Here is a 24,279-nt window from a genome sequence, read left to right on the forward strand (position 1 = left end):
AATTTCATTGCGAACTACTGTTTGGATCACGTATAATAGGTGCATACATAGAAGTTCACATCCATAAAATAGAGAAAAGCCCTTATCGAATACTTTCGAAAAAAGAGCAGCATCAACTACCAACGAATGTGATTACACATTTGAATGCTGTATTACGGCTGAAATTGACCGAAATACCCCTTAATATACGATTATAGACAATATTAAACACCTTCATGGATGACTAATTTTCATGATTATTTCAGAAAACTAAAGCCAAGAAGGGCATCTTAATACTGACATTTTGTAATCATACCATGTTCAGAACTTCGAGTCAATGATCCTAAAGCAACTTTTATTTAGTAGCTTTGAAAATCCGATAGCCTTTATCTTTCGTTACTTCCTCTACAGTATCAAACAATTCTTCCAATTTTGCTTTGGCTGAAGGAGCGCCCTGTTTCTTCTGAATCACAATCCACAGTGTACCACCTTTATGCAAATGCTCTGCTGCCTCTTCAAAAATAGTGTGAACTGTCGATTTACCTGCACGAATAGGTGGATTTGTCAGAATCACATCAAACATCTTTCCTTTGACTGCACTAAACAAATCACTTTCCAAAATAGTTACGTTACTGAGCCCATTCAATTTAGCATTTTCTTTTGCTAACTGAACAGCTCTTTCGTTCACATCAACCATTGTTACATGACCTTTAGTCGCAAGATAAGCCGCAGATAGCCCCATAGGTCCATAACCACAACCTACATCTAACACATGAGCATTCTCAGCAATATCTATTGCTTCAATTAAGACCCGGCTTCCATAGTCAATGCCTGTTTTGGAAAAAACACCGGCATCGCTTGTAAAACGAAATACTTTACCTCGCAAGGTTGCTTCCAGGACTCGCCGATCGTGTGCCGCTCCTGGCTGATTGGAATAATAATGGTCTCCCATATTCTCCGCTCCCTCTTTTCAAGCTGATCTACAAAACAAACCCCTTGAACGAATTCAAGGGGTTTGCCGAAAATAAGAGGAAACCTCTTATTTTACTTCTACAGATGCGCCAGCTGCTTCTAATTTTTCTTTGATAGAATCAGCTTCTTCTTTAGCAACGTTTTCTTTGATTGCTTTAGGAGCGTTGTCTACTACTTCTTTAGCTTCTTTCAAGCCAAGACCAGTGATTTCGCGTACTGCTTTGATTACGTTGATTTTAGATCCGCCAGCAGAAGTCAAGATAACTTCGAATTCTGTTTGCTCAGCAGCAGCTTCGCCGCCACCAGTACCAGCAGCAGCTACAGGAGCAGCAGCAGTTACGCCGAATTCTTCTTCAATTGCTTTTACAAGATCGTTTAATTCAAGAACTGTCATGCCTTTGATGGCTTCAAGGATTTGTTCGTTACTCATTTGTAAACCCTCCATATAATGGTTTTATTTTTAAATCGATTTTAGCTGATCACACAGCCATCGTTATATCTGTTAAACAGATGTAACGGTTGAGCAAAAAGCTTACGCGCTTTGCTCTTCTTTTTCTGCAACAGCTTTGACAGCCAGTGCAAAACCGCGCATTGGTGCTTGAAGCACGCTGAGAAGCATAGACAACAAACCTTCGCGTGATGGCAATTCTGCCAACGCTTTGATTTCTTCAGCTCCAACAATACGTCCTTCAACCACTCCACCTTTTAATTGAAGAGCTTCGTTTTTCTTAGCGAAGTCATTCAAAATTTTAGCTGGAGCAATTGCATCATCTTTACTGAAAGCAATAGCAGTAGGACCGGTAAGAATTTCATTCAAACCAGCAAGATCAGCAGATTCAGTAGCACGACGAACCAATGTATTTTTCAATACTTGGAACTCAACTCCAGCTTCACGTAATTGCTTACGTAATTCTGTAATTTGAGCTACGTTTAGACCACGATAGTCAGCTACAACAGTAGTTGTGCTTTCGCGCAATTTTGCTGCAACAACTTCTACCGCTTCTTGTTTTGCATGGATTACTTTTGCGTTTGCCAAATTGGACACCTCCTGATCGTATTCTAGCTTTTCTCTGTTTCCGTAGAAGTCAGAAGAAAAGACTTTCCTACACGGACATTAAAAAAAGCCCCCGCAGAATGACGAAGGCTTGATTGAGCGGAACCGAGACGCAGACTAATCTGCGCTCTCAAGTATCCGGTATTCTATCATAACACCTCGGTAGGAAATTAAGCCTGTTACAGCACCTACTGTCTACGGTTAAACATATTCAAATGTAAATGCAAGTACAAAGTTCAAGCATATTCACAACTTTTACATAATATCAAGTATATTGACTATTGTCAACAACTAATTATTTGTAGATAGAAGCGTTTACGCGTGCGCTTGGTCCCATTGTCGAAGAAATCGCAATGTTTTTAAGGTAGATACCTTTAGCCGCAGCTGGTTTAGCGCGGTTAAGAGCTTCAACAAGAGCTTTAAGGTTCTCGTTTAATTGCTCAGCAGAGAAAGATACTTTACCGATAGGAGCGTGAATTTGTCCTGCTTTGTCTAGACGGTATTCGATTTTACCAGCTTTGATTTCTTGAACAGCTTTGGTAACGTCGAAAGTTACTGTGCCGGCTTTAGGGTTAGGCATAAGACCTTTACCACCAAGCAAACGACCCAATTTACCAACTTCGCTCATCATGTCAGGCGTAGCTACGCAGACATCAAATTCGAACCATCCTTGTTGGATTTTGTTAATCATATCTTGATCGCCTACGAAATCAGCTCCAGCAGCTTCTGCTTCTTTTGCTTTTTCTCCTTTAGCGAATACCAAGACACGTTGAGTTTTACCAGTACCGTGTGGCAATACAACTACACCACGAACAGCTTGGTCTTGTTTACGTGGGTCTACGCCCAAACGTACTGCTGCTTCAACAGTTTCATCGAATTTTGCAGTAGATGCCTTTTTCACTAGATCAACAGCTTCTGAAGGCTCGTAAGTTGCTTCGCTATCAATAAGCTTAACAGCTTCTAAATATTTTTTACCGTGTTTAGCCATTTTATATTCCTCCTTTGTGGTATTAGCGGATATTCCTCCCACAATTACTGAATTCATACGAACTCAGTACTGAGACTATTCACTACAAGAGTGAATTAGTCTTCGATCGTGATACCCATGCTACGTGCTGTACCTTCAACCATCAACATCGCCGCTTCTACGGACGCTGCATTCAAGTCAGGCATTTTTTGTTCTGCAATTTCACGAACTGCGGAACGTTTAACAACTGCAACTTTTTTCTTATTAGGTTCGCCAGATCCTTTTTCGATCTTAGCAGCAACTTTCAAAAGAACTGCAGCCGGTGGAGTTTTAGTGATGAAAGTGAAAGAACGATCTTCAAACACTGTGATTTCAACCGGAATGATCAAACCTGCTTGATCAGCTGTACGAGCGTTGAATTCTTTACAGAATGCCATGATGTTGACACCTGCTTGACCCAATGCCGGACCTACTGGAGGAGCCGGATTCGCTTTACCCGCTGGAATTTGCAGTTTCACCATTTTGATTACCTTTTTAGCCATGTAAAACACCTCCTTGCGAATAGTGGTAGACGGACATTGCTGCCCTCCCACGCAAAACGCCGCATTATACGAAAATCGAAATGATCATATAAGTGCGGTAAAACTGGAAGCACTGGTCAGGAGCCATTGTGATACGAGATCATCAATGATTCCCCGTGTCATCCTAGAAACCTACTATATCTTTTCCACTTGAGTATAATCTAGCTCAAGCGGGGTTTCCCGTCCGAACATGTTAACATGTACTTTCAGCTTGCTCTTTTCAACCAAAATTTCTTCCACAGAGCCAACAAAGTTCGCAAACGGTCCTACTTTAATGCGTACAGATTCATTGATGTCGAATTCAATAGTTTCCTTCGGCTCATCCATACCCATGTGTTTGAGAATTTGTTCTACTTCTTCTGGTAGTAATGCGGTTGGCTTAGAGCCAGCACCTGTTGAACCGACAAAGCCAGTTACACCAGGAGTATTACGCACAACATACCAAGAATCGTCAGTTTGAACCATTTCGACAAGAACATAACCGGGGTAAACTTTACGCATAACGGTTTTTTTCTTACCGTCTTTGTTTACCACTTCTTCTTCCATAGGAACAAGAACGCGGAAAATTTTGTCTTCCATGCCCATAGACTCAACGCGTTTTTCTAAATTGGCTTTGACTTTGTTCTCATACCCTGAATAGGTATGAACGACGTACCATCTTTTTTCCATATCAAGCCACCTGGAACCCTTCTTAAATTATCGCTTCGATCACAGCGGAAATGCCGATGTCTAGAACCCAAAAATAAATGGCGACAAACAAAATCGTACCAATAACGATAAGAGTATAGTTAGTCAGCTCTTTACGATTAGGCCAGCGAACCTTTTTAAGTTCAGCCCAGCTTTCGGAGAAAAAGGAAAACACAGACTTGAAGCTTCGTGCCACGACTACACCTCCAAAAGACTATCTGGTTACATGATGAGAATCACAAGTTCTGGAACTAGTGCATTCCGCATCCCATGCGGTCAGGGTGGTTACACTTGCTTTAAATGCAATCATTTTGCCGCAAAGCAAAGGTTGACACATTAAAAAGCAGGCGAAATTAGGCCTACCTAAAACACTTTATCATAGCGTTCCAACCCTGTCAACGAATAAAGCACAACGATTAACAAATATTTTCCATCCATAGGGTCACTATTTTGATACACCCTTGAGCAAATAAAAAAGACTCCAGAGTAAGAGTCTTTGCTTGATTGCTTCCGGATTCAATTATCACGTACTTCGAGATAGCGTTCCAGTTTACGTTTGACACGTTGTAGTGCATTATCAATAGACTTGACATGACGACAAAGATCAACCGCAATTTCCTGATACGAACGACCATCCAGATAGAGCATTAGAACTTTACGTTCCAAATCGCTCAAAATCTCAGACATCTTATCTTCCAATCCTACGAACTCTTCCTTGTTAATGACAAGCTCTTCGGGATCAGATACCTGAGAACCGCAAATGACATCAAGCAGGGTTCGATCAGAATCTTCATCATAGATCGGTTTGTCTAGTGACACATACGAATTGAGCGGAATATGCTTTTGCCGTGTTGCCGTCTTAATAGCTGTAATAATCTGACGAGTAATGCATAATTCAGCAAAGGCCTTGAACGAAGAAAGCTTATCGCCTTTAAAGTCACGAATCGACTTGTACAGACCAATCATACCTTCTTGCACAATATCCTCGCGATCTGCACCAATCAAAAAATAAGATCGGGCTTTCGCACGCACAAAATTTTTGTACTTAGTAATTAAGTACTCTAGTGCCTGAGAATCGCCTTGCCGGACGGCTTCTACAAGATCTTCATCACTTTGGTAATCGTACGGTGACACCATCATATCTTTGAGGTCGACACTCACAAACAATCCCTCCGGTTGCAACGCAAGGTCTCCGTTACCCTATGAAATATAGCCCAAGTATATATTATGTAACCTCACATCGTCAACAACTTATGTCGTATTTGCCGCTTATTTGATGACATTTATTGATATTTAGCATTAAATAGAACGCAGGTTCGTAAGTAAGCTGTCATTTGATTGACAGCTCACTCTCCTCTGCGCCACTTTTCAAACAGATCACGTTGTTTTGAATTTAATTTACCATCTAACGTATTACGTGCTCCACTTTGTTTATGGTCTGTAATTTTTTGTTTTACTTCTTTTTCACTAAGCTGAACTTCGATCAATAGCTCTCTTGCTGACACTCTGAGCGCACCTTGTCCAAAAATAACGTGTTGCTCTGTCATATCACTAGTCGCCACATAAATTTGTCTGCGTTTGCGTCCAAGTTCACGAACAAACCGCTCAATCGCTTCGTCAGCTGTTTCTTTTTCTTTTGTAAAATAGACTTCGACTTTACCTTGATTAAAAGATTTGCCTAGACCGATTACTCGGTACGCATCAAATACAGCAATCACTCGGCGATCTGAGAAAGCTTGATAGTTAGCCAATCTGGTTAATAAACGATCGCGAGCTTCCTCTAAACCGATTTCGGAAAGCTGAGCCAGTTCAGGCCAAGCTCCGATCATGTTGTAGCCATCTACTAGAAGAACATCCCGTAAATCGGTCATCACATTTAACCTTGACCTAAAGATTGTCTACGACGCAGCACTTCATACATCACAACACCTGCTGCAACAGAAGCATTCAATGAATTAATTTGACCTTGCATTGGTAGTTTGATCAACACATCGCATTTTTCACGAATCAATCGTCCCATACCTTTGCCTTCATTTCCAATAACAATCGCTACTGGACCTGTAAATACTTCAGCATCATACAAGCTACTGTCTGTATCTACGTCTGTTCCCACGACCCAGACACCTTGCTCTTTCAAACGATCTATCGTTTGTCCTAAATTCGTCACACGTGCAACCGGAACATATTCAACAGCACCTGCTGATGTTTTGGATACGGTAGCTGTGATTGAAGCAGAGCGACGCTTCGGTACGATCACTCCATGTACACCTGTACAATCTGCTGTACGTAGAATAGAACCTAGATTATGAGGATCTTCGATTTCATCAAGCAAAAGCAAAAATGGAGCTTCGTTTTTGGCTTGAGCAGCTTGTAGAAGATCTTCAACTTCTGCATATTCATAAGGAGCAGCTTGAGCGATAACGCCTTGATGCTGTACATCAGGCACAAGTGTATCCAGCTTACGCTTGTCTACTAATTGCACTACGATTCCTTTTTTCTTGGCTTCTGTCATAATTGGTTGTGTTAGATTTTTCTGCGATCCTTCAGCAATCCAGATCTTATTGATACTACGTCCAGCACGTAAAGCTTCTGTTACTGAATGCTTACCTGCAATATATTCCTCTTCCATACCGTTTCCTCCTAATGTTGTATCATCCGTGTTAGGACTGTTTTTCCAAATGACGGATTCCTTCAGTGATTAACTGCTCCATACGTGCATGTTCACCTTTATAATATAGATAACCCAAAAGACACTCCCATGCTGTCGCATAACGATAATCAATCACACTTGCATTTTTAGGAATAGTTCCCGATTTGGCATTTCGCCCTTGGCGTACTACATTACTTTCAGCTTCTGTTAACGATGGTTCAAGATGAGCTAAGATTTTGGCTTGGGCACCCGCAGATACAAAGCTTGTAGAAGAGCGATGTAAATGATGGGGACGCAAATTTTTACCTGATAATAAATACTGTCTGATGGCTACTTCATGAATAGCATCCCCCATATAGGCAAGTGCCAGTGGGGGAAGTTGCTCTACAGGCTTGGAAGGGTCAAAATTGAACCATCCTTTATTACTTTTCTGAGGTTGAGCGGGATTCAACGATTCTTCACTCATTTGCGGCGCCATCTCATGCCTTGTGGAGTATCCTCCAACATGATCCCTTGCGCAGATAATAGATCACGAATCTCATCAGCACGTGCCCAGTTTTTATTTTGACGAGCTTCTACACGCTCTGTAATTAATTGATCAATATCTGCATCTACCAATTCTTCCTCTTTCCAGTAAATACGAAGTACTTCATTCATTTCATCAAACAAATCTAGCAATGCTTCAAGCGAAGCTTTGGCTACAACTTCTTTTTGTAACAACAAATTAGCTTCATTCACCCATTCAAAAATAGCTGTGATTGCATCCGGTGTGTTGAAATCATCTTGCATTTTCTCATGAAACAGATGACGAATCTCAGTCAAGCGTTGGTTCAAGCTTTCTTCTACAGGTGAAGCTTGGTCTGAAGCAGAAAGGCGATGCTTCACATTATTTACGGCATTCGCAATACGGTCTACACTATTTTCGGCTTGTTGAATAGTATCTGCATTGTAGTTCAATGGATTACGGTAATGCGTAGATAACATGAAGTAACGAATCGCTGCTGGTTTGTGTGCTTTACGCAAATCTTTAACCAAAATACCGTTACCTAAAGATTTGGACATTTTCTCATCGTCTATACGAATAAATCCATTATGCATCCAGTAATTAGAAAGTGGCTTGCCTGTAACAGCTTCTGATTGAGCGCATTCGCACTCATGATGCGGGAACTGCAAATCTTGTCCGCCTCCATGAATATCTAGCGTATCTCCCAAGTAATGACGTGCCATTGCAGAGCACTCGATATGCCAACCCGGTCTACCTGCTCCCCAAGGACTTTCCCATGATACTTCACCTGGCTTAGCGGCTTTCCATAATACGAAATCTTCTGGATTTTCTTTACGCTTATCGACTTCTACACGAATCCCAAATTGTAATTCGTCTAATTTCTGATGAGATAACTTACCATAGTCTGCAAATTTGCGAGTGCGGAAATACACATCGCCTTCTTTAGCATAAGCATAATCTTTATCTACCAGACTCTGGATAAACTCCAAAATGATATCCATGTTCTCTGTTACACGTGGATGCATTGTTGCATGGCGAATCCCTAATCCTTCAAGGTCCTCAAAGTAAGCCGCAATAAAACGTTCTGCTACATCAGCGACTGTTGTATTTAATTCTTCAGCTTTGCGAATTAATTTATCATCTACATCTGTAAAGTTAACTACATAATTTACGTTATACTGTTGATTTTCTAAATAACTACGAACGACATCGAAAAAGATCATCGGTCTTGCATTACCAATATGGATATAGTCATACACGGTAGGTCCGCATACATACATTTTAATTTCTCCTGGCGTCATACTGACAAACTCTTCTTTCATACGGCTCATCGTGTTATATATTTGCAATGCCATACTGTCATCCCTTTCGTATATGTTGCTCTAGTACTTATCGAATATGTTTAAAAGTAACAGGTAATCATTACTCTTTTTTAATTTCTGCTTCACAGGTAGCTAATTGTTTGCGTAATTGATCGATCTCAGATTGTAATTCATTGAGTTTACTTGTTATTGGATCAGGCATTTGATGTCTTAAGCGATCAGCAGGCTGTCCATTTTGTCGAACAATTTTACCAGGAATGCCGACAACTGTACTATCCGGTGGAACTTCGCGAAGAACGACTGAATTGGAACCAATATTACTTTGATCGCCTACCTTGAAAGAACCCAGAATCTTAGCTCCTGATCCAATCACGACATTATTCCCAATCGTAGGATGACGTTTCCCTTTTTCTTTGCCTGTTCCTCCCAAAGTAACCCCTTGATAAATCAGAACATCATTACCAATCTCACAAGTTTCTCCAATAACGACACCCATACCATGATCAATAAATAATCGTTGTCCAATCGTAGCTCCTGGATGAATCTCGATCCCTGTCATAAACCGACTACATTGTGAAAGAGTTCGTGCAACTGTAAACCAACCTCGACGATAAAAAGCATGAGCTATCCGATGCCACCAAATTGCGTGTAATCCGGAATACGTAAAAATCACTTCAAACCAGCTACGTGCGGCTGGATCATTATCAAAAACAGCTTGTATATCAGATCGCATATTTTTCAGCATTACGTTTCCCCTTTTAACCTGCGCTTCATTAAAAAAACGCCCCCACAGCCCCTTAGAGGCTGCAGAGGCGTGAATTGACGCGGTTCCACTCTGCTTGAGTTATTTATTGATTACATCTTATAAAAGATGAATACGTAAATAAAATAACTCTACTTATCATGTTCCTTAACGAGGAACGGTCGGTATATTTTACTTCATAATTGCTATCTTTTAATCAATACGGATAAAAGATGGCAGAAATGGTTCAAATATACAGCTCACAGGTGCATGTTCAAATGTTTGTAAATAGATGATTTCCAGCCAACATTAGATAATATTCTTATCTAATCCGATCATCGTCTCTGGGATTCACAATATCATTTTACTTTTCCTGATCATCGCTATTTATAGGTATACAACAATTATTCTCAGGTCATCATTATAACGAACTCTATGCGATTAGACAATACAGTCTGTTCACCAATTAGCCTTTTATTTGTGAAGCTAGACGTTCAATAACACGATCGCGTCCTAAAAGGTAGATCGTATGGTTAAGATCACGTCCATGCATTTCACCTGTCAACGCTACACGGATCGGCATAAACAGTTGCTTGCCTTTAAATCCTGTTTCTTTTTGGACTTCTTTAATCAATGCTGCTGCACGAGTAGGACTGAATTCGTCTGAAGCTTTGATTTTTTCAAGTAAAGCACTAAGCACTGTACTTACATGTTCTTCACCAATAATCAATTGCGATTCATGATCCATTTGCAAATGCGTACGGAAGAACACTTCAGATAATTCTACAATATCAGAAGCAGAAGTCATTTGCTCTTGATACAACGCTACAAGATCGTGTGCCCATTGTTGTTGTTCTTCACTGAGTTCCGCTGGTAAACGTCCTGCTTTTTGCAAATGAGGAACAGCCAACGCTGTAATACGATCTGTATCTGCATTTTTGATATACACATTATTCAAATGAGACAATTTGTGGGTATCAAATACAGCCGGACTTTTCGATAAGCGTTTAGCATCAAAGATTTTGGTCAATTCTTCACGAGAGAAGATTTCTTCTTCGCCTTCTGGAGACCAGCCTAGCAAAGCAATAAAGTTAAACATCGCTTCTGGCAAATAACCTAAATTGTCATATTGTTCAATAAACTGAATAATCGACTCATCACGTTTGCTTAACTTTTTATGATTTTCATTCACAATTAGTGTCATATGTCCGAAAATCGGCGCTTCCCAGTTCAATGCTTCATAGATCATCAATTGACGAGGAGTATTGGAAATATGATCTTCTCCACGTAGTACATGAGAGATTTTCATCAAATGATCATCAATCGCTACCGCAAAGTTATACGTAGGAATACCGTCTTTTTTGACAATAACAAAATCGCCTGTATCTTCAGTTGTGAATGAGATTTCACCTTTAACGATATCATCGAATGTAAATGTTTTGTTTTCCGGTACACGGAAGCGGATACTTGCTACTCTACCTTCTGCTTCAAAAGCAGCACGTTGCTCATCTGTTAGATCACGGTGTTTACCTGAGTATCGAGGATTTTCACCACGTGCAATTTGCTCTTCACGTTCTTGCTCTAATTCTTCTTCTGTGCAATAACATTTGTAAGCTAGACCGCGATCAAGCAGGTCTTGCCAGTATTCACGATAGATATCTAGACGTTCTGTCTGACGATAAGGACCATAGTGGCCGCCCACATCGATACTTTCATCCCAATTCATACCTAACCATTTCAAATACGTCAGCTGGCTTTCTTCGCCACCTTCAATATTACGTTTGATATCTGTATCTTCAATTCTTATAATGAATTTGCCCCCTTGACTACGAGCAAATAAATAGTTAAATAAGGCTGTACGTGCATTCCCGATGTGTAAATGTCCTGTTGGACTTGGTGCGTATCGAACTCGAACTTCGTTAGTCATTTGTTATTTCCTCCTTCAGTGTATTACGGTTAGTCTCACTTATTACTCTTTAATTAAGCATACCACTGCTTGTGCAGCAATACCTTCTCCACGGCCTGCAAATCCTAATTGTTCTGTAGTCGTTGCTTTTACATTCACCTGATCAAGTTCAGCTTCTAATGCTTTAGCAATCACTTCAACCATTTGCGGAATATAAGGAGCCATTTTAGGTTTTTGCGCAATAATCGTTGCATCGATATTTCCTAGACGATATCCACGCTCACGAATAAGTGCCCATACATGATTAAGCAATTTCAAGCTATCTGCATCTTTAAATTCAGGATCTGTGTCTGGAAAATGTTTACCGATATCTCCCATCGCTAGTGCGCCTAATACCGCATCTGTAATCGCATGTAGTAGCACGTCTGCATCAGAATGACCTAACAATCCTTTTTCATAAGGAAGGGTAACGCCTCCGATAATGCAGTCTCTTCCTTCTACAAGCTGGTGTACATCGAATCCTTGGCCAATACGAATCATTATATTTTCTCTCCCCTACGTTGCAATAAATAAGATGCATAATCCAGATCATCCGGTGTCGTGATTTTGATATTTTCATAACTGCCTTCTACTACGGATACAGTCACACCCATACGTTCAATCAACATGGAGTCATCTGTCCCACGAAACTCTTCAGCTAGTGCTTGTTGATGCGCTTGTTGAAGGTCAGCAGTACGAAACGTTTGCGGTGTCTGAATCGCCCATAACTGACTGCGATCTGGTGTACTTAAGATATGTTTTTGTAGATCGACTTGTTTGATCGTATCTTTAACCGGTACAGCCAATACAGATGCTCCGGCTGTAACTGCACTGTGATAACAATCCATAATCTGATCCTGTGTTATAAAAGGGCGTACACCATCATGTACCATGATCCAATTAGAGTGTATATACTGTAAACCGTGAGCAACAGATTCTTGGCGATCATAGCCTCCAACTACCACTTGCTTCACTTTGGTCAGTTTATACTCTGTAATCCAATCCTCACAACGCTGTACATCGTCTTTACCTGTTACAATAACAATTTCATCAATAATAGATGAATGTTCAAAGACTTCCAGTGTATGTATCAGGATCGGCTTATTTTGCAGTCTTAGATATTGCTTACTCTCTGTTGTGCCCATCCGTGAACCTTTACCCGCGGCAACAACAATAACACCTGCTTTATTTTCCATAATCCCCATCCTTAACCTGCTGTCCTGCCCTTTAATAGATATCAAAGTGCCAAACTCCATTCCTTAATAATATACCCCTCTATAGGCACAGCACAACAATTAAAAGGAATTGGCTTTGAATCGTAGCTTATTCCGTACGATATAATTTAGCGAAAATCATTTTTCCATTCGCTGTTTGTAGCACACTGGTCACGATAACTTCGCACTCTCGCCCAATATAAGATTGGCTATCTTCTACCACGATCATTGTCCCATCCTCTAGATAAGCGATACCTTGCCCTGCTTCTTTGCCTGATTTCATAATGGTTGTTTGGACGATTTGTCCTGCACGCAGAATAGGCTTCATAATCGAAGCAAGGGTATGGAGATTCAACACATGGATATGCTGTAGCTGAGCGAGTTGTTGTAGATTACTATCGTTGGTTATAAGCGTAGCTGACTTGTCCAAAGCGAGTCGAATTAACTTGTTGTCTGTATGTTCTGTTTCTTCATACTTTGTATTCTCTATAACGACTTCCAAAGATTCTAATTGTTGCAAATGAGTAATCACTTCAAGTCCTCGTTTTCCACGGTGACGACGTAATGTATCTGAAGAATCGGCAAGAAGTTGTAATTCATGAAGTATAAAATCTGGTACAAGTAATGGGCCTTCGATAAATCGATCCTGACACAATTCTATAATACGCCCATCGATCGCTATATTGCTGTCGATCATTTTGTAATCGGTAGAGGGTAGAGATACAGCAACAGATTCACTTTTCCAAAATGAAAGAATATCCTGACTTTTGGCAAGCCCTATTCGCAGTCCAACATAACCAAAAATACTCATCAAAATAGCTCTAATAATTTCTCCTATACTCCCTAACCATATCATAATAAATGAACTCAGTAAGCCCACAAGCAAGCCTATCGTCAGTCCAATCGTTCCTGTCATCACAAGTGAAATAGGTACAGTGAGTAAATGATTCTTGGTATACTCCACATAATAAACGAGCTTACGTACACTCAGTACAGCTACCGTCAATACTACAATCACAAATGCTAGACTAATCCATAGTTCATTCATACCTTCTTGTGCTTGAATCCATCCTTTGGGCGATCCTATTAATTGTTGCCACATGCTTTTAATCTCCTTACATTATCTATTTTTCCCATGAAAAAAAAGCATTCATTTCCCGGGAAGTAGAGAAATAAATGCTTTTAAGCATAACATGTGCTGTAAAAGTTATCGAAGTGATTCTTTTTCTTTTTTAGAACGTCGACGAATGAGGCGGTCTATACTTTGCTTCACGCCCAATAACGCATATAACGCTAACGGTACAAAAATTAATTTGGATACCTGATTAGGAAACATCACTGCAATAAAGACCGCAGCAATAATGACCCAAGGAGCTAACCATAAAGCTTTACGTGGAATACCTGCTTTTTTGAAATTAGGATAGCGTACACGACTGACCATCAAGTAAGACAATAAAATAGTACTTATAATCATATACGGTGTAGTCACATCATTATGAAATAAAGACAATGTAGCTAACACACCACCAGCTGCTGGAATAGGTAATCCTGTGAAATACCCTGGAACTCCAGCCCGTACATTAAATCTTGCTAGACGAAGTGCTCCACACATTGGAAAAATTAAAGATGCCGAAATAGCTAATACCGGATTTAACTCTTTAAATGCTATATCATACATAATAATAATAGGTGCTACGCCAAAAGAAACAAGATCAGACAGTGAATCCAACTCTTTTCCAAACTCACTCTGTGCATTAAGCGCACGTGCCATACGACCGTCCAGACCGTCCATCAACATCGCTATTATGATCATAATGGCTGCAAGACTGTAATTATCATTAAGCGCCATTAGAATAGCTACCATCCCAAGACATAAGTTAAATAACGTACAAATGTTTGGAATTGACTTTGTTATCATTTTTTCACCTCAAAGATGGATATATTAACCAGTTCATCTCACGATTGTAGCTAAATTAAATTTGTCTGTCAATGAATACTTGATCTTGGATGCGATGTAACCCTGCTCGAATCGTCCGTGCTCGTACTTCCCCAATACCTTCTACCTCATCCAAATCATCAATACTTGCTGCAATCACATGATGCAATGCACCAAAGCGTTCCACCAAATTATGAATAATCACATTCGGCAAACGTGGAATTTTGCTAAGTACGCGATATCCTCTAGAAGAAATAACTTCTTCAGATTGAGCTGCTGCTGTCGGATATCCTAACAACTTAATAATTTGTGTAATATCTAACAATTCGTTTTCTGTGGTACGTTTGAGACTGTTGGTGATTTCATTAAGACGTTCATCGCTACTATCCCGACCATAGTCTTTAAGCAACAATAGAAATTCTTCTTCGGTATTGCCAATCAATTCTTCCATTTGCATGGTGATAAGACGACCTTCAACACCCAACTCATTAACATAACGCCGAATCTCTGTCTGTATACGTAGTACCATTTCTACACGTTGTACTACACCTGCTACTTCTGTAATCGTCACTAATTGTTCGAACTCAGAAGCTGTCAGGTTGGTAAAGGATTGACTCAACACCGCCCGATAACGTTCCAATGTCTGAATCGCTTGATTGGCTTTGGTCAAAATAACACCAATTTCTTTCAGTGCATATCTAAGATTACCCTGATATAGCGTAATGATATTCCGACGCTGTGAAATCGAAATGACTAATTCTCCTGTTTGCTTGGCTACACGCTCTGCTGTACGGTGACGAATCCCTGTTTCGGATGAAGATATCGAAGAATCAGGAATCAACTGTGTATTCGCATATAAAATACGCTTGAGATCATCACTTAAAATGATCGCTCCATCCATTTTTCCCAGTTCGTACAGATAGTTTGGTGAAAAATCACAGTCAATTGAGAATCCTCCATCGACAACTTCTCTAACTTGCGGGCTGTAACCAACCACAATCAATGCTCCTGTTTTAGCGCGCAATACATTCTCTAATCCATCGCGAAAAGCTGTACCAGGCGCAACCATTTTCAACAAATTATTCATCTTCTCAAGCTGACTGAGTTCTTTCATCATTATGTCCCCCTAATCTAACGCAGCCTTTAATGCTTCTGCTACTGTATTAATACCGATTAATTGTATACCTTTAGGATGCTTCCATCCTTTCAGACTTTTTTCGGGTAAAATCACTCGTTTAAATCCTAACTTGGCAGCTTCTTTAACCCGTTGTTCTGCCCGAGATACACCACGCACTTCACCAGTCAATCCAATTTCTCCAAATATCACATCATCTGGTTTGGTTGGAACGTCTTTGAAGCTAGAAGCTAGACTGACTGCAATTGCTAGATCTACAGCAGGTTCATCTAATTTCACTCCACCTGCTACATTCAGATAAGCATCCTGATTTTGTAGAAACATCCCCATCCGCTTTTCCAATACAGCAATAATCAGACTCAATCGGTTATGATCGACACCTGTTCCCATACGACGTGGAGAAGGAAAATGAGTTGCAGCAACAAGCGCTTGTAGTTCAACAAGCATAGGGCGGGTGCCTTCCATACTGGCAACTACTGTGGAGCCAGCTACACCTATCGAACGTTCTGATATAAATAATTCAGACGGATTAGAGACTTCGATCAACCCATCTTCATGCATTTCAAAAATACCCATTTCATTGGTAGAACCAAAACGATTTTTAACAGCTCTTAATATTCTGTACGTATGATGACGTTCCCCTTCAAAATAAAGTACACAGTCTACCATATGTTCAAGCATCCTTGGGCCTGCAATTGCGCCTTCTTTGGTAACATGCCCTACAAGCACTGTAGCCACTCCACGAATTTTGGCTACTCTCATAAATCGTGATGTACACTCACGTACTTGGGATACACTACCCGGTGCACTAGTGACTTCAGGTTGATATACCGTCTGTATAGAATCGATCACTAGAAAATGAGGATCTAATTGATCGATCGCTTCTTCGATCAGATCCATATTACTTTCACAAAGTACAAATAATTGATCTGATAAGGCTCCAAGACGTTCTGCACGTAACTTGGTCTGTCTTACCGACTCTTCTCCTGATATATAAAGAACACGTAATCCAGCTTGTGTTAGCGCATAGGAAGTTTGTAATAACAATGTAGACTTACCGATACCCGGATCTCCACCGACTAAGACTAGCGAACCTGGAACAACACCACCACCTAATACACGGTTTAGTTCTCCAATCCCTGTTTGGATGCGAGGTTCTTTGCCGCTTTCAATTTCTGTAATGGCTTGCGGTTTTTGCTTCGTCTGTGTCTGAAATAAAGAAGAATTCATCCCCTGTGTTTTTACATTGCTTTCTTTTTCTTCAACCATACTATTCCAAGACTGACATCCCGGACATTTACCATACCATTTTGGAGATTCGTATCCACATTCTGTACAAAAAAACTTGGTTTTGACTTTAGCCATGGATAACTCCCTCTATATTGATGTCAACTTATTATAAGCTTAACATTCTATACGTTTTATCGTAAAACAATATTGTAAACTTTACATCTTTGCGATACATCTTCTCTATTATAACATCAAAAAGGTTGATCCCGGAGCAAATTCTGCTCTCAAGGACCAACCTTTAGTTAGACGTAAATGATGATAAATAAGTTACACTTAGTTCGAAGATTTAGCTTCATCCGATGTAGATTCATCAATCGAAATGTTTTCTACAGGTGCTTCTGTTTTAGCTACTTTCTCTACAGTCAAAGCACCGTCTTTTTCATCGATGATCAACGTATCTCCTTTGACAATACCACCTGTTAACAATTCTTCAGACAATTTGTCTTCGATATGTTTTTGGATTGCACGACGTAATGGACGTGCACCATAAGCAGGGTCGAATCCTTCTTTTGCCAAGAATGCTTTAGCTGTATCTGTCAAAGTAAAGTCTACTGCATATTCACGTAGACGTTTACGCAATTCTTCAGACATTAACGTTACGATTTCAGCAATATGTTTTTGTTCCAAGGAGTGGAATACAATTGTATCATCAATCCGGTTCAAGAACTCAGGACGGAAACTACGTTTCAGTTCATCGGTTACTTTACCCTTCATGTTTTTATAATCTGCTCCAGAATCTACAGCAGCTGTAAATCCAAGCGTAGAATTACGACGAATTGCATCTGCACCGACGTTGGAAGTCAAAATAATCAACGTATTACGGAAATCGACAACACGTCCTTTAGAATCAGTAAGACGTCCATCTTCTAATACTTGTAACAAGATATTAAATACTTCTGGGTGAGCTTTTTCAATCTCATCCAATAGCACTACAGAATACGGTTTGCGACGTACTTTCTCTGTCAATTGACCGCCTTCTTCATAGCCTACATATCCTGGAGGAGCCCCTACTAAACGTGAAGTAGAATGTTTCTCCATGTATTCAGACATATCGATACGAATAATCGCATTTTCGTCACCAAACATAGATTCTGCCAAAGCACGAGCCAATTCTGTTTTACCAACCCCTGTAGGTCCTAAGAAAATAAAGGAACCCATTGGACGTTTAGGATCTTTCAATCCAGCACGAGCACGACGAATCGCACGGCTAACAGCTACAACAGCTTCATCTTGACCGATAACACGTTGGTGCAACAGTTCTTCCATGTTCAATAGACGATCTGTTTCTTCTTCTTTCAATTTCGTTACCGGAATACCTGTCCAGCTTGCTACGATATCAGCAATATCTTCTGGAGTTACTTCAGAATCCGTACGACCTTGTTTTTCTTTCCACTGATTTTTCGTCGTATCTAATTCTTCACGAATTTTTTGTTCTGTATCACGTAAAGCAGCTGCTTTTTCAAACTCTTGGCTTTGTACAGCAGCATCTTTCTCTTTACGGATATCTTCTAATCGACTTTCCAATTGTTTAAGATTTGGCGGGATTGTATAAGAGTTTAATCTTACTTTAGATCCTGCTTCATCGATCAAATCAATCGCTTTATCCGGTAAGAAACGATCTGTGATATAACGATCAGACAATTTAACAGCTTGTACAATCGCTTCATCTGTAATTTTTACACGGTGATGAGCTTCATAACGATCGCGCAATCCCATTAAGATCTGAACCGCTTCATCAGGTGAAGGTTGATCTACAGTAATAGGTTGGAAACGACGTTCTAAGGCTGCATCTTTTTCGATATATTTACGGTACTCATCAAGTGTTGTCGCACCGATACATTGTAGTTCACCACGAGCCAATGCTGGTTTTAAAATATTAGAAGCATCAATAGCACCTTCAGCTCCACCAGCACCAATCAACGTATGCAACTCATCAATAAACAGTACGATGTTACCTGCTTGACGAATTTCATCCATGATTTTTTTCAAACGATCTTCAAATTCACCGCGATATTTAGTTCCAGCAACTACAGAACCCATATCTAGAGTCATTACACGTTTGTCGCGCAATGTTTCAGGAATTTCATTATTGATAATTTTTTGTGCTAATCCTTCAGCGATTGCTGTTTTACCAACCCCTGGTTCACCGATCAACACTGGATTGTTTTTGGTACGACGACTAAGCACTTGAATGACACGCTCAATCTCTTTGCTACGTCCAATTACAGGGTCCAAGTTGCTATCTTTAGCAATAGCTGTCAAATCACGTGCCAAGCTATCTAGAGTAGGTGTACTCACGTTAGCTGGTGTACCATGATGACTAGATACCGCTTCATTGCTACCAAGCAATTGCAATACTTGTTGACGAGCTTTGTTTAAGCTAATACCTAGATTATTAAGAACACGAGCGGCTACGCCTTCACCTTCACGAATCAATCCCAATAAAATGTGCTCTGTACCTACATAGGTATGACCCAATTTACGAGCTTCATCCATAGAAAGTTCAATAACTTTTTTCGCACGTGGTGTATAAGCGATATTAGTAGGTTGTTCTTGACCTCTACCGATCAATGATTCTACTTCATCTTGAATTTTTTCAAGTCCAAGACCTAGACCGATAAGTGCTTTGGCTGCAATGCCTTCACCTTCACGAATCAAACCAAGCAAAATATGCTCTGTACCAATATTATTGTGACCCAAACGAACTGCCTCTTCTTGTGCCAACGCAAGAACCTTTTGCGCACGTTCCGTAAATCTACCAAACATCATATCTAAAGCACCTCCACGGTTTAGTCTTGTACGTTTACATTACTTAATGTATTACGGATCAGTTGCGCTCGGTACATATCGCTTTCTCCTGACCCCATTTTAACACCGAATGTTTTCTGAAGAAAACCCGGTTGTGTCATTATCGTTAATTCGTTCATTTGTGTAACAGAAGCTTTATCTATAAGACCAAGGTCTACACCCAAGCGTACATCGGAAATGCGTTGAAAAGCTTCTTTGGAATCCATCATCGTTGAATAAGAAAGTATTCCATACGAACGCATAATTCGATCAGTTACACGCAATTTGGATTCGCTTAGCAAACGACTGCGAGCATGTTGTTCATACTCTATCAGTTGTAAAACAACGCTGTGCAAGTTATCAATGATTTCTTCTTCAGCTAAGCCCAATGTAATCTGGTTGGAAATTTGAAAAATATTTCCGATCGCTTCGCTACCTTCTCCGTATAGACCTCGTACAGCAAGTCCTACTTGAGATACAGCAGATAACACACGCCCTACCTGATTCATAATAGCCAGTGCAGGTAGATGGAGCATTACAGACACTCTAAGCCCTGTACCTACATTAGTTGGACAACTTGTCAGATAACCTCTACGATCATCGAAAGCAAAGTCCACTACTTCTTCAAAAGCATCATCAATTTGAGTCGCACGTTCCCATGCTTCTTGCAATTGAAATCCAGGATATAAACACTGGATACGCAAATGATCTTCTTCATTTACCATGATACTAACAGATTCATCATCGGTTAGCAGAACAGCTCCACTTTTGGAATCATTCAGTAAATTGGGACTGATCAAATGTTTCTCCATTAACACTTGGCGATCTACATCTTCTAATTCATCTAAAAGCAATGGCTCGAACGGTCCCAAATCTTGAAGTGCTTCATTACTCAACACTTCTGTTAACTGGTTCCGTACATCTTGCGCCTGCTCCATATTTGCCAGAATCGGGAAAGGGTGATGTATCAGATTACGGGCTATACGCACCCGACTACTGATCACAACATCCGAATATTCTCCGCCCTTTTGCATCCAATCGCTCAAAGGTTTTTCTGTAAAACGGAGATTCGGCATAAGTTATTCCTCCTTATGACTCCTGTGAAATTTGTTTTTCTAGCTCGCGTATTTCATCTCTCAAATGTGCGGCTTCTTCAAATTCCTCTTCAGCAATACGTTCTTTTAATTCTTGCTTTAAGTCACTCATTTGACGCTTGATTTTAACTTTGACTCCACTTCGTTTAGGAAGCTTGCCAGCATGAGAAGTGCTGCCATGTACTCTTTTAAAAAGAGGATCTAATTGATTATCAAACGTTTTATAACATGAACTACACCCAAATCGTCCTAATTTACGAAATTGAGTATATGTCATACCACATTCTTCACAATGAACATCTTCACTACATTGCCCGGCAAGTTGCCCTTTACTACTAGAATCAAAATCCATTAGACCAGATAGTAGACTATGAATCGAAAAGCCTCCGGAAGTTCCCGGAATCAATTCGCCTTTTTCACGAGCACAAGTCTCACAAATATGAAACTCATTTTTTTCACCGTTAACAATTTTAGTAAAATGAAGAGTTGCCGGTCTTACCTGACATTCTTGACAAATCATCACGTATTGCCCCTTTCTCCCGAATGATTAGGGACGAAGCAATGCAATTAACATCGCCTTCATCATTCTTGCACGGATCTCATCCCTGTAGGGAAGCTTGATCGAAATAACATCTCTACATACTGCTGCACGCATCAGTTCTGCTTCACGATTGGAAATGACTCTAGCTTCAAGTAACTGATATACCAAACCTTCAGCAGCTGTCTGGCTCATATGCTGTCCAATACTCTCATGAATATGAGTATGAAGAATAGCTTGAGCAGGCAATTCAAGACGCCGGATACGAATATAACCACCGCCACCGCGCTTGCTTTCAACCAGATATCCTTTTTCCAATGTAAAACGTGTACTAATTACATAATTGATCTGCGAAGGTACACAAGAGAATTGATCAGCTAAATCATTACGCTGTATCTCGACTGCTCCCTCTCCACTATCTTGCAGCATTCGTTTTAGATATTGTTCGATAATGTCGGAGATATTACGCATTGTATATTCCTCCATCATGTTTAAAACATTTACTTATTCTAACTTTGATCCATTTATCATAAGTTCAAAATAGCAGATAGATATCACTTAACCATAAACCTAATCGTAAGAAACCAAAGAAGATATACAGTTTGATGATACAGCAATAGATTCATGAATAATCTGATCATTATAATCAAAAGTTCATAAATCCTATTTAACATCAAACCATCAGGTATATTCATATCTCGCAATAACTAGATCAGTTATTATTTTGAATAGTCGCTGACTTTGACTTTCTTTGACTTTAATTAATTATAACATATTTTCAGAATTTGCCAAGGGGTTTAGACAAAATATAATATAGAAAATCATATTTTTAAGAATTTAGTTGTATACAACCTATCAGAAACAAAAATTAGTTGCAAGTATCCCTTGACACTTTTTTTAAAAGTACGCTACAATACAACAAATTCAATACTATGAAACGGCCATCGAAAGGAATCCAACCTGGAGGCGTTCTCGGCAAGAAGCAGCAAAGAAATGATAGATTTCTACTTGTTGCTTCCTAAGTTAAACGGTTTTCGCCCGTTATCGCGAAACCTAAGAGGATCAGATACTATAAAGTATTTGATCAAGTTGGGTGGCACCGCGAGCAAAAAGCTCCTCGTCCCAAGTGATGAGGAGCTTTTTTGTGCATTTTATCTTTCAATTTGAAAAAGGAGCGGTGATTTATGTTAGACATCCAGTATATTAAAAATCATTTTACAGAACTACAAGAGGTGGCTGATCAGAAAAAAATAGACGTATCGATCACAACTCTTCTTGAAAAAAACCAGCTCAAAAATCAATATTTACAGCAGATCGAACAATTGCGTCAGCAACGAAATCAGTTAACACATACTATTAGTGGTCATATGCAACAACAGTCGTTATTACCCATAGAAACGATCCAAGCCCTTAAAGATCAAGTCAAACAAATCAATCGAGAACTTCAACAATTGGAACAAAAAAGTAAAGTTGTTCAACAGGAATATACTCAACTGATGGAACTTGTTCCTAATTATGTTTCTCCAGACACGCCTCAAGGACAATCGGATAAAGATAATGTAGTCATTCGTACATGGAGTACACCACCAGAGTTCCCATTCGCTTTTAAAGATCATATAGAACTAGGTGAGATCCATCAGATGATCGATACTTCTAGAGGAGTAAGAGTAGCGGGGAGTCGTAATTATTATTTAACAGGTATAGGTGCTTTGCTACACCGCGCAGTACAACAACTTGCTTTGGATCTATTACTGGCCAAAGGTTATCTTCCTATGGAGGTTCCTACGTTAGTAAGAAGTTCGGCTCTAAGCAATACAGCTTTCTTTCCTTTAGGAATAGATCAGACTTTTAAAATAGAAAACGAAGATAAATGGTTAACAGGAACTTCTGAAGTAGCTCTCGTCTCTTATTATCAAAATGAGATCATTGACCTTTCTCAAGGTGCTATTCGATTAGCCGCTGTTTCTCAAAATTTCCGTAGCGAAGTAGGATCGACAGGTAAAGACGTGCGTGGACTATATAGAGTTCATCAGTTCGCCAAAGTAGAACAAGTCATTTTCTGCGAAGCAAATGCTGAAATATCTGAACACATTCACCAAGAGATTACAGCTAATGCTGAAGAGTTACTTCAATTATTAGAACTTCCTTATCAAGTGGTAGCCGTATGTACAGGAGACATGTCTCAAAAAACCTACAAACAATATGATATTGAAACATGGATGCCGAGCAGACAAAGTTATGGAGAAACCCATTCTTCTTCTAATATTCATGATTTTCAAGCTAGACGAGCCAATATACGTTACAAAGATAGTGAAGGTAATATTCAATATTGTCATACGCTGAATAACACAGCCGTCGCTTCACCACGTATACTAATCCCTTTATTGGAAAATCATCAGTATGAAGACGGAAGCATCTATATTCCATTAGCGCTCCGTCCTTATCTCAATAATAAAGCAAAATTAGCAAATCCTAATTTTCTTTAAATTGTATATGAAAAAAAGGACATCTTTGATTTAAAAGATGTCCTTTTTTATATGCTAGTATGAGTATTTTACAGTAATATACTCTATTGATCTAGCTCAATATATATTTAATATCATCATGTAAGTTACTTTATACTTTCAAAAGTATTATTTTTCATTTCTAGCATCTGTTAAGTCAGTTCGTAAATCGATTTGTTCTATAGAGATTATATAGATATTCCATATATTTCGTACAACATCTAAACGAAGCAAATCAATAAACAAAAACAAAACAAAAAAAGAGCGACTCCTGTAAATAGGAATCACTCTTTGGGTCTTGCGCGTTGCTTGGCAACGTCCTACTCTCCCAGGACCCTGCGGTCCAAGTACCATCGGCGCTGGAGGGCTTAACGGTC

26 protein-coding genes and 1 other annotated feature are annotated in these 24,279 nt (G+C 39.7%); of the genes, 1 reads left to right on the forward strand and 25 read right to left on the reverse strand.

Features of this window, described 5'->3' with window-relative positions:
* Nucleotides 1-334: 334 nt before the first annotated feature.
* From PaeCFBP13512_RS20515 to PaeCFBP13512_RS20630, 24 genes are all read right to left on the reverse strand, one after another.
* Nucleotides 335-931, reverse strand: coding sequence for a class I SAM-dependent methyltransferase (locus tag PaeCFBP13512_RS20515; RefSeq protein ID WP_137225646.1), 597 nt, complete (start codon nt 929-931; stop codon nt 335-337).
* 87 nt (nt 932-1,018) lie between these two features.
* Nucleotides 1,019-1,381, reverse strand: coding sequence for a 50S ribosomal protein L7/L12 (gene rplL, locus PaeCFBP13512_RS20520; RefSeq protein WP_069328344.1), 363 nt, complete (start codon nt 1,379-1,381; stop codon nt 1,019-1,021).
* Nucleotides 1,382-1,483: 102 nt separating this feature from the next.
* Complete coding sequence (gene rplJ / locus PaeCFBP13512_RS20525) at nt 1,484-1,987, reverse strand: 50S ribosomal protein L10 (protein ID WP_069328343.1); 504 nt, start codon at nt 1,985-1,987, stop codon at nt 1,484-1,486.
* 72 nt (nt 1,988-2,059) lie between these two features.
* Nucleotides 2,060-2,224: a sequence feature (ribosomal protein L10 leader region), on the reverse strand.
* Nucleotides 2,225-2,300: 76 nt separating this feature from the next.
* Entirely contained in the window at nt 2,301-2,993 is a 693-nt protein-coding gene (gene rplA, locus PaeCFBP13512_RS20530; protein ID WP_069328342.1) for a 50S ribosomal protein L1, read from the reverse strand.
* A gap of 95 nt (nt 2,994-3,088) precedes the next feature.
* Nucleotides 3,089-3,514: a 50S ribosomal protein L11 gene (gene rplK / locus PaeCFBP13512_RS20535; RefSeq protein WP_069328341.1), complete on the reverse strand. Its 426-nt coding sequence runs from the start codon at nt 3,512-3,514 to the stop codon at nt 3,089-3,091.
* 174 nt (nt 3,515-3,688) lie between these two features.
* Nucleotides 3,689-4,222, reverse strand: a complete 534-nt coding sequence (gene nusG / locus PaeCFBP13512_RS20540; RefSeq protein WP_069328340.1) for a transcription termination/antitermination protein NusG — start codon at nt 4,220-4,222, stop codon at nt 3,689-3,691.
* 22 nt (nt 4,223-4,244) lie between these two features.
* Entirely contained in the window at nt 4,245-4,436 is a 192-nt protein-coding gene (gene secE / locus PaeCFBP13512_RS20545; protein ID WP_069328339.1) for a preprotein translocase subunit SecE, read from the reverse strand.
* A gap of 320 nt (nt 4,437-4,756) precedes the next feature.
* Nucleotides 4,757-5,401, reverse strand: a complete 645-nt coding sequence (sigH, locus tag PaeCFBP13512_RS20550) for an RNA polymerase sporulation sigma factor SigH (RefSeq protein WP_069328338.1) — start codon at nt 5,399-5,401, stop codon at nt 4,757-4,759.
* A 185-nt stretch (nt 5,402-5,586) separates the two neighbouring features.
* A complete protein-coding gene (locus tag PaeCFBP13512_RS20555; RefSeq protein WP_069328337.1) occupies nt 5,587-6,111 on the reverse strand; it encodes an NYN domain-containing protein in 525 nt (174 codons plus the stop codon).
* A gap of 5 nt (nt 6,112-6,116) precedes the next feature.
* Complete coding sequence (gene rlmB, locus PaeCFBP13512_RS20560) at nt 6,117-6,869, reverse strand: 23S rRNA (guanosine(2251)-2'-O)-methyltransferase RlmB (protein ID WP_137225648.1); 753 nt, start codon at nt 6,867-6,869, stop codon at nt 6,117-6,119.
* A 31-nt stretch (nt 6,870-6,900) separates the two neighbouring features.
* Nucleotides 6,901-7,356, reverse strand: coding sequence for a Mini-ribonuclease 3 (locus PaeCFBP13512_RS20565; RefSeq protein ID WP_137225650.1), 456 nt, complete (start codon nt 7,354-7,356; stop codon nt 6,901-6,903).
* Nucleotides 7,353-8,750: a cysteine--tRNA ligase gene (gene cysS / locus PaeCFBP13512_RS20570; RefSeq protein ID WP_069328334.1), complete on the reverse strand. Its 1,398-nt coding sequence runs from the start codon at nt 8,748-8,750 to the stop codon at nt 7,353-7,355. Before cysS ends, PaeCFBP13512_RS20565 begins: the two co-directional genes overlap by 4 nt.
* 67 nt (nt 8,751-8,817) lie before the next feature.
* Entirely contained in the window at nt 8,818-9,510 is a 693-nt protein-coding gene (gene cysE, locus PaeCFBP13512_RS20575; protein WP_241669445.1) for a serine O-acetyltransferase, read from the reverse strand.
* 415 nt (nt 9,511-9,925) lie between these two features.
* The gene (gene gltX / locus PaeCFBP13512_RS20580) at nt 9,926-11,386 is read right to left on the reverse strand and encodes a glutamate--tRNA ligase (protein WP_137225654.1); all 1,461 of its coding nucleotides are present in this window, start codon (nt 11,384-11,386) and stop codon (nt 9,926-9,928) included.
* A 42-nt stretch (nt 11,387-11,428) separates the two neighbouring features.
* On the reverse strand, nt 11,429-11,905 hold the full coding sequence (gene ispF / locus PaeCFBP13512_RS20585) for a 2-C-methyl-D-erythritol 2,4-cyclodiphosphate synthase (protein ID WP_069328331.1): 477 nt from the start codon (nt 11,903-11,905) through the stop codon (nt 11,429-11,431).
* Nucleotides 11,905-12,600 carry a 2-C-methyl-D-erythritol 4-phosphate cytidylyltransferase gene (ispD, locus tag PaeCFBP13512_RS20590; RefSeq protein ID WP_069328330.1) on the reverse strand — a complete coding sequence of 232 codons (696 nt, stop codon included), beginning with the start codon at nt 12,598-12,600 and terminating at the stop codon, nt 11,905-11,907. The genes ispF and ispD overlap by 1 nt, the downstream gene beginning before the upstream one ends.
* 127 nt (nt 12,601-12,727) lie before the next feature.
* Nucleotides 12,728-13,720 carry a PIN/TRAM domain-containing protein gene (locus PaeCFBP13512_RS20595; protein ID WP_137225656.1) on the reverse strand — a complete coding sequence of 331 codons (993 nt, stop codon included), beginning with the start codon at nt 13,718-13,720 and terminating at the stop codon, nt 12,728-12,730.
* 105 nt (nt 13,721-13,825) lie between these two features.
* A complete protein-coding gene (pssA, locus tag PaeCFBP13512_RS20600; protein ID WP_069328328.1) occupies nt 13,826-14,536 on the reverse strand; it encodes a CDP-diacylglycerol--serine O-phosphatidyltransferase in 711 nt (236 codons plus the stop codon).
* 55 nt (nt 14,537-14,591) lie between these two features.
* Nucleotides 14,592-15,668, reverse strand: coding sequence for a DNA integrity scanning diadenylate cyclase DisA (gene disA, locus PaeCFBP13512_RS20605; protein WP_069328327.1), 1,077 nt, complete (start codon nt 15,666-15,668; stop codon nt 14,592-14,594).
* Between the two features lie 12 nt (nt 15,669-15,680).
* Entirely contained in the window at nt 15,681-17,054 is a 1,374-nt protein-coding gene (gene radA, locus PaeCFBP13512_RS20610) for a DNA repair protein RadA (RefSeq protein WP_069328326.1), read from the reverse strand.
* A gap of 198 nt (nt 17,055-17,252) precedes the next feature.
* Nucleotides 17,253-19,748: an ATP-dependent protease ATP-binding subunit ClpC gene (clpC, locus tag PaeCFBP13512_RS20615; RefSeq protein WP_069328325.1), complete on the reverse strand. Its 2,496-nt coding sequence runs from the start codon at nt 19,746-19,748 to the stop codon at nt 17,253-17,255.
* Between the two features lie 20 nt (nt 19,749-19,768).
* Nucleotides 19,769-20,842, reverse strand: a complete 1,074-nt coding sequence (locus PaeCFBP13512_RS20620; protein ID WP_137225658.1) for a protein arginine kinase — start codon at nt 20,840-20,842, stop codon at nt 19,769-19,771.
* 13 nt (nt 20,843-20,855) lie between these two features.
* Nucleotides 20,856-21,380 carry a UvrB/UvrC motif-containing protein gene (locus PaeCFBP13512_RS20625; RefSeq protein ID WP_069328323.1) on the reverse strand — a complete coding sequence of 175 codons (525 nt, stop codon included), beginning with the start codon at nt 21,378-21,380 and terminating at the stop codon, nt 20,856-20,858.
* A gap of 27 nt (nt 21,381-21,407) precedes the next feature.
* Nucleotides 21,408-21,869, reverse strand: coding sequence for a CtsR family transcriptional regulator (locus tag PaeCFBP13512_RS20630; protein WP_069328322.1), 462 nt, complete (start codon nt 21,867-21,869; stop codon nt 21,408-21,410).
* A 713-nt stretch (nt 21,870-22,582) separates the two neighbouring features.
* On the opposite strand from PaeCFBP13512_RS20630, the gene serS reads away from it, so the two are divergent.
* Entirely contained in the window at nt 22,583-23,884 is a 1,302-nt protein-coding gene (gene serS / locus PaeCFBP13512_RS20635; RefSeq protein ID WP_137225660.1) for a serine--tRNA ligase, read from the forward strand.
* Between the two features lie 147 nt (nt 23,885-24,031).
* Here the strand turns inward: serS and PaeCFBP13512_RS23430 are convergent.
* The coding region (locus tag PaeCFBP13512_RS23430; RefSeq protein ID WP_206665614.1) for a hypothetical protein at nt 24,032-24,279 on the reverse strand (248 nt) is incomplete at its 5' end.

The sequence above is a fragment of the Paenibacillus sp. CFBP13512 genome, from assembly GCF_005233705.1.
In the GTDB taxonomy this organism is placed as follows: Bacteria; Bacillota; Bacilli; order Paenibacillales; family Paenibacillaceae; genus Saccharibacillus; species Saccharibacillus nuruki.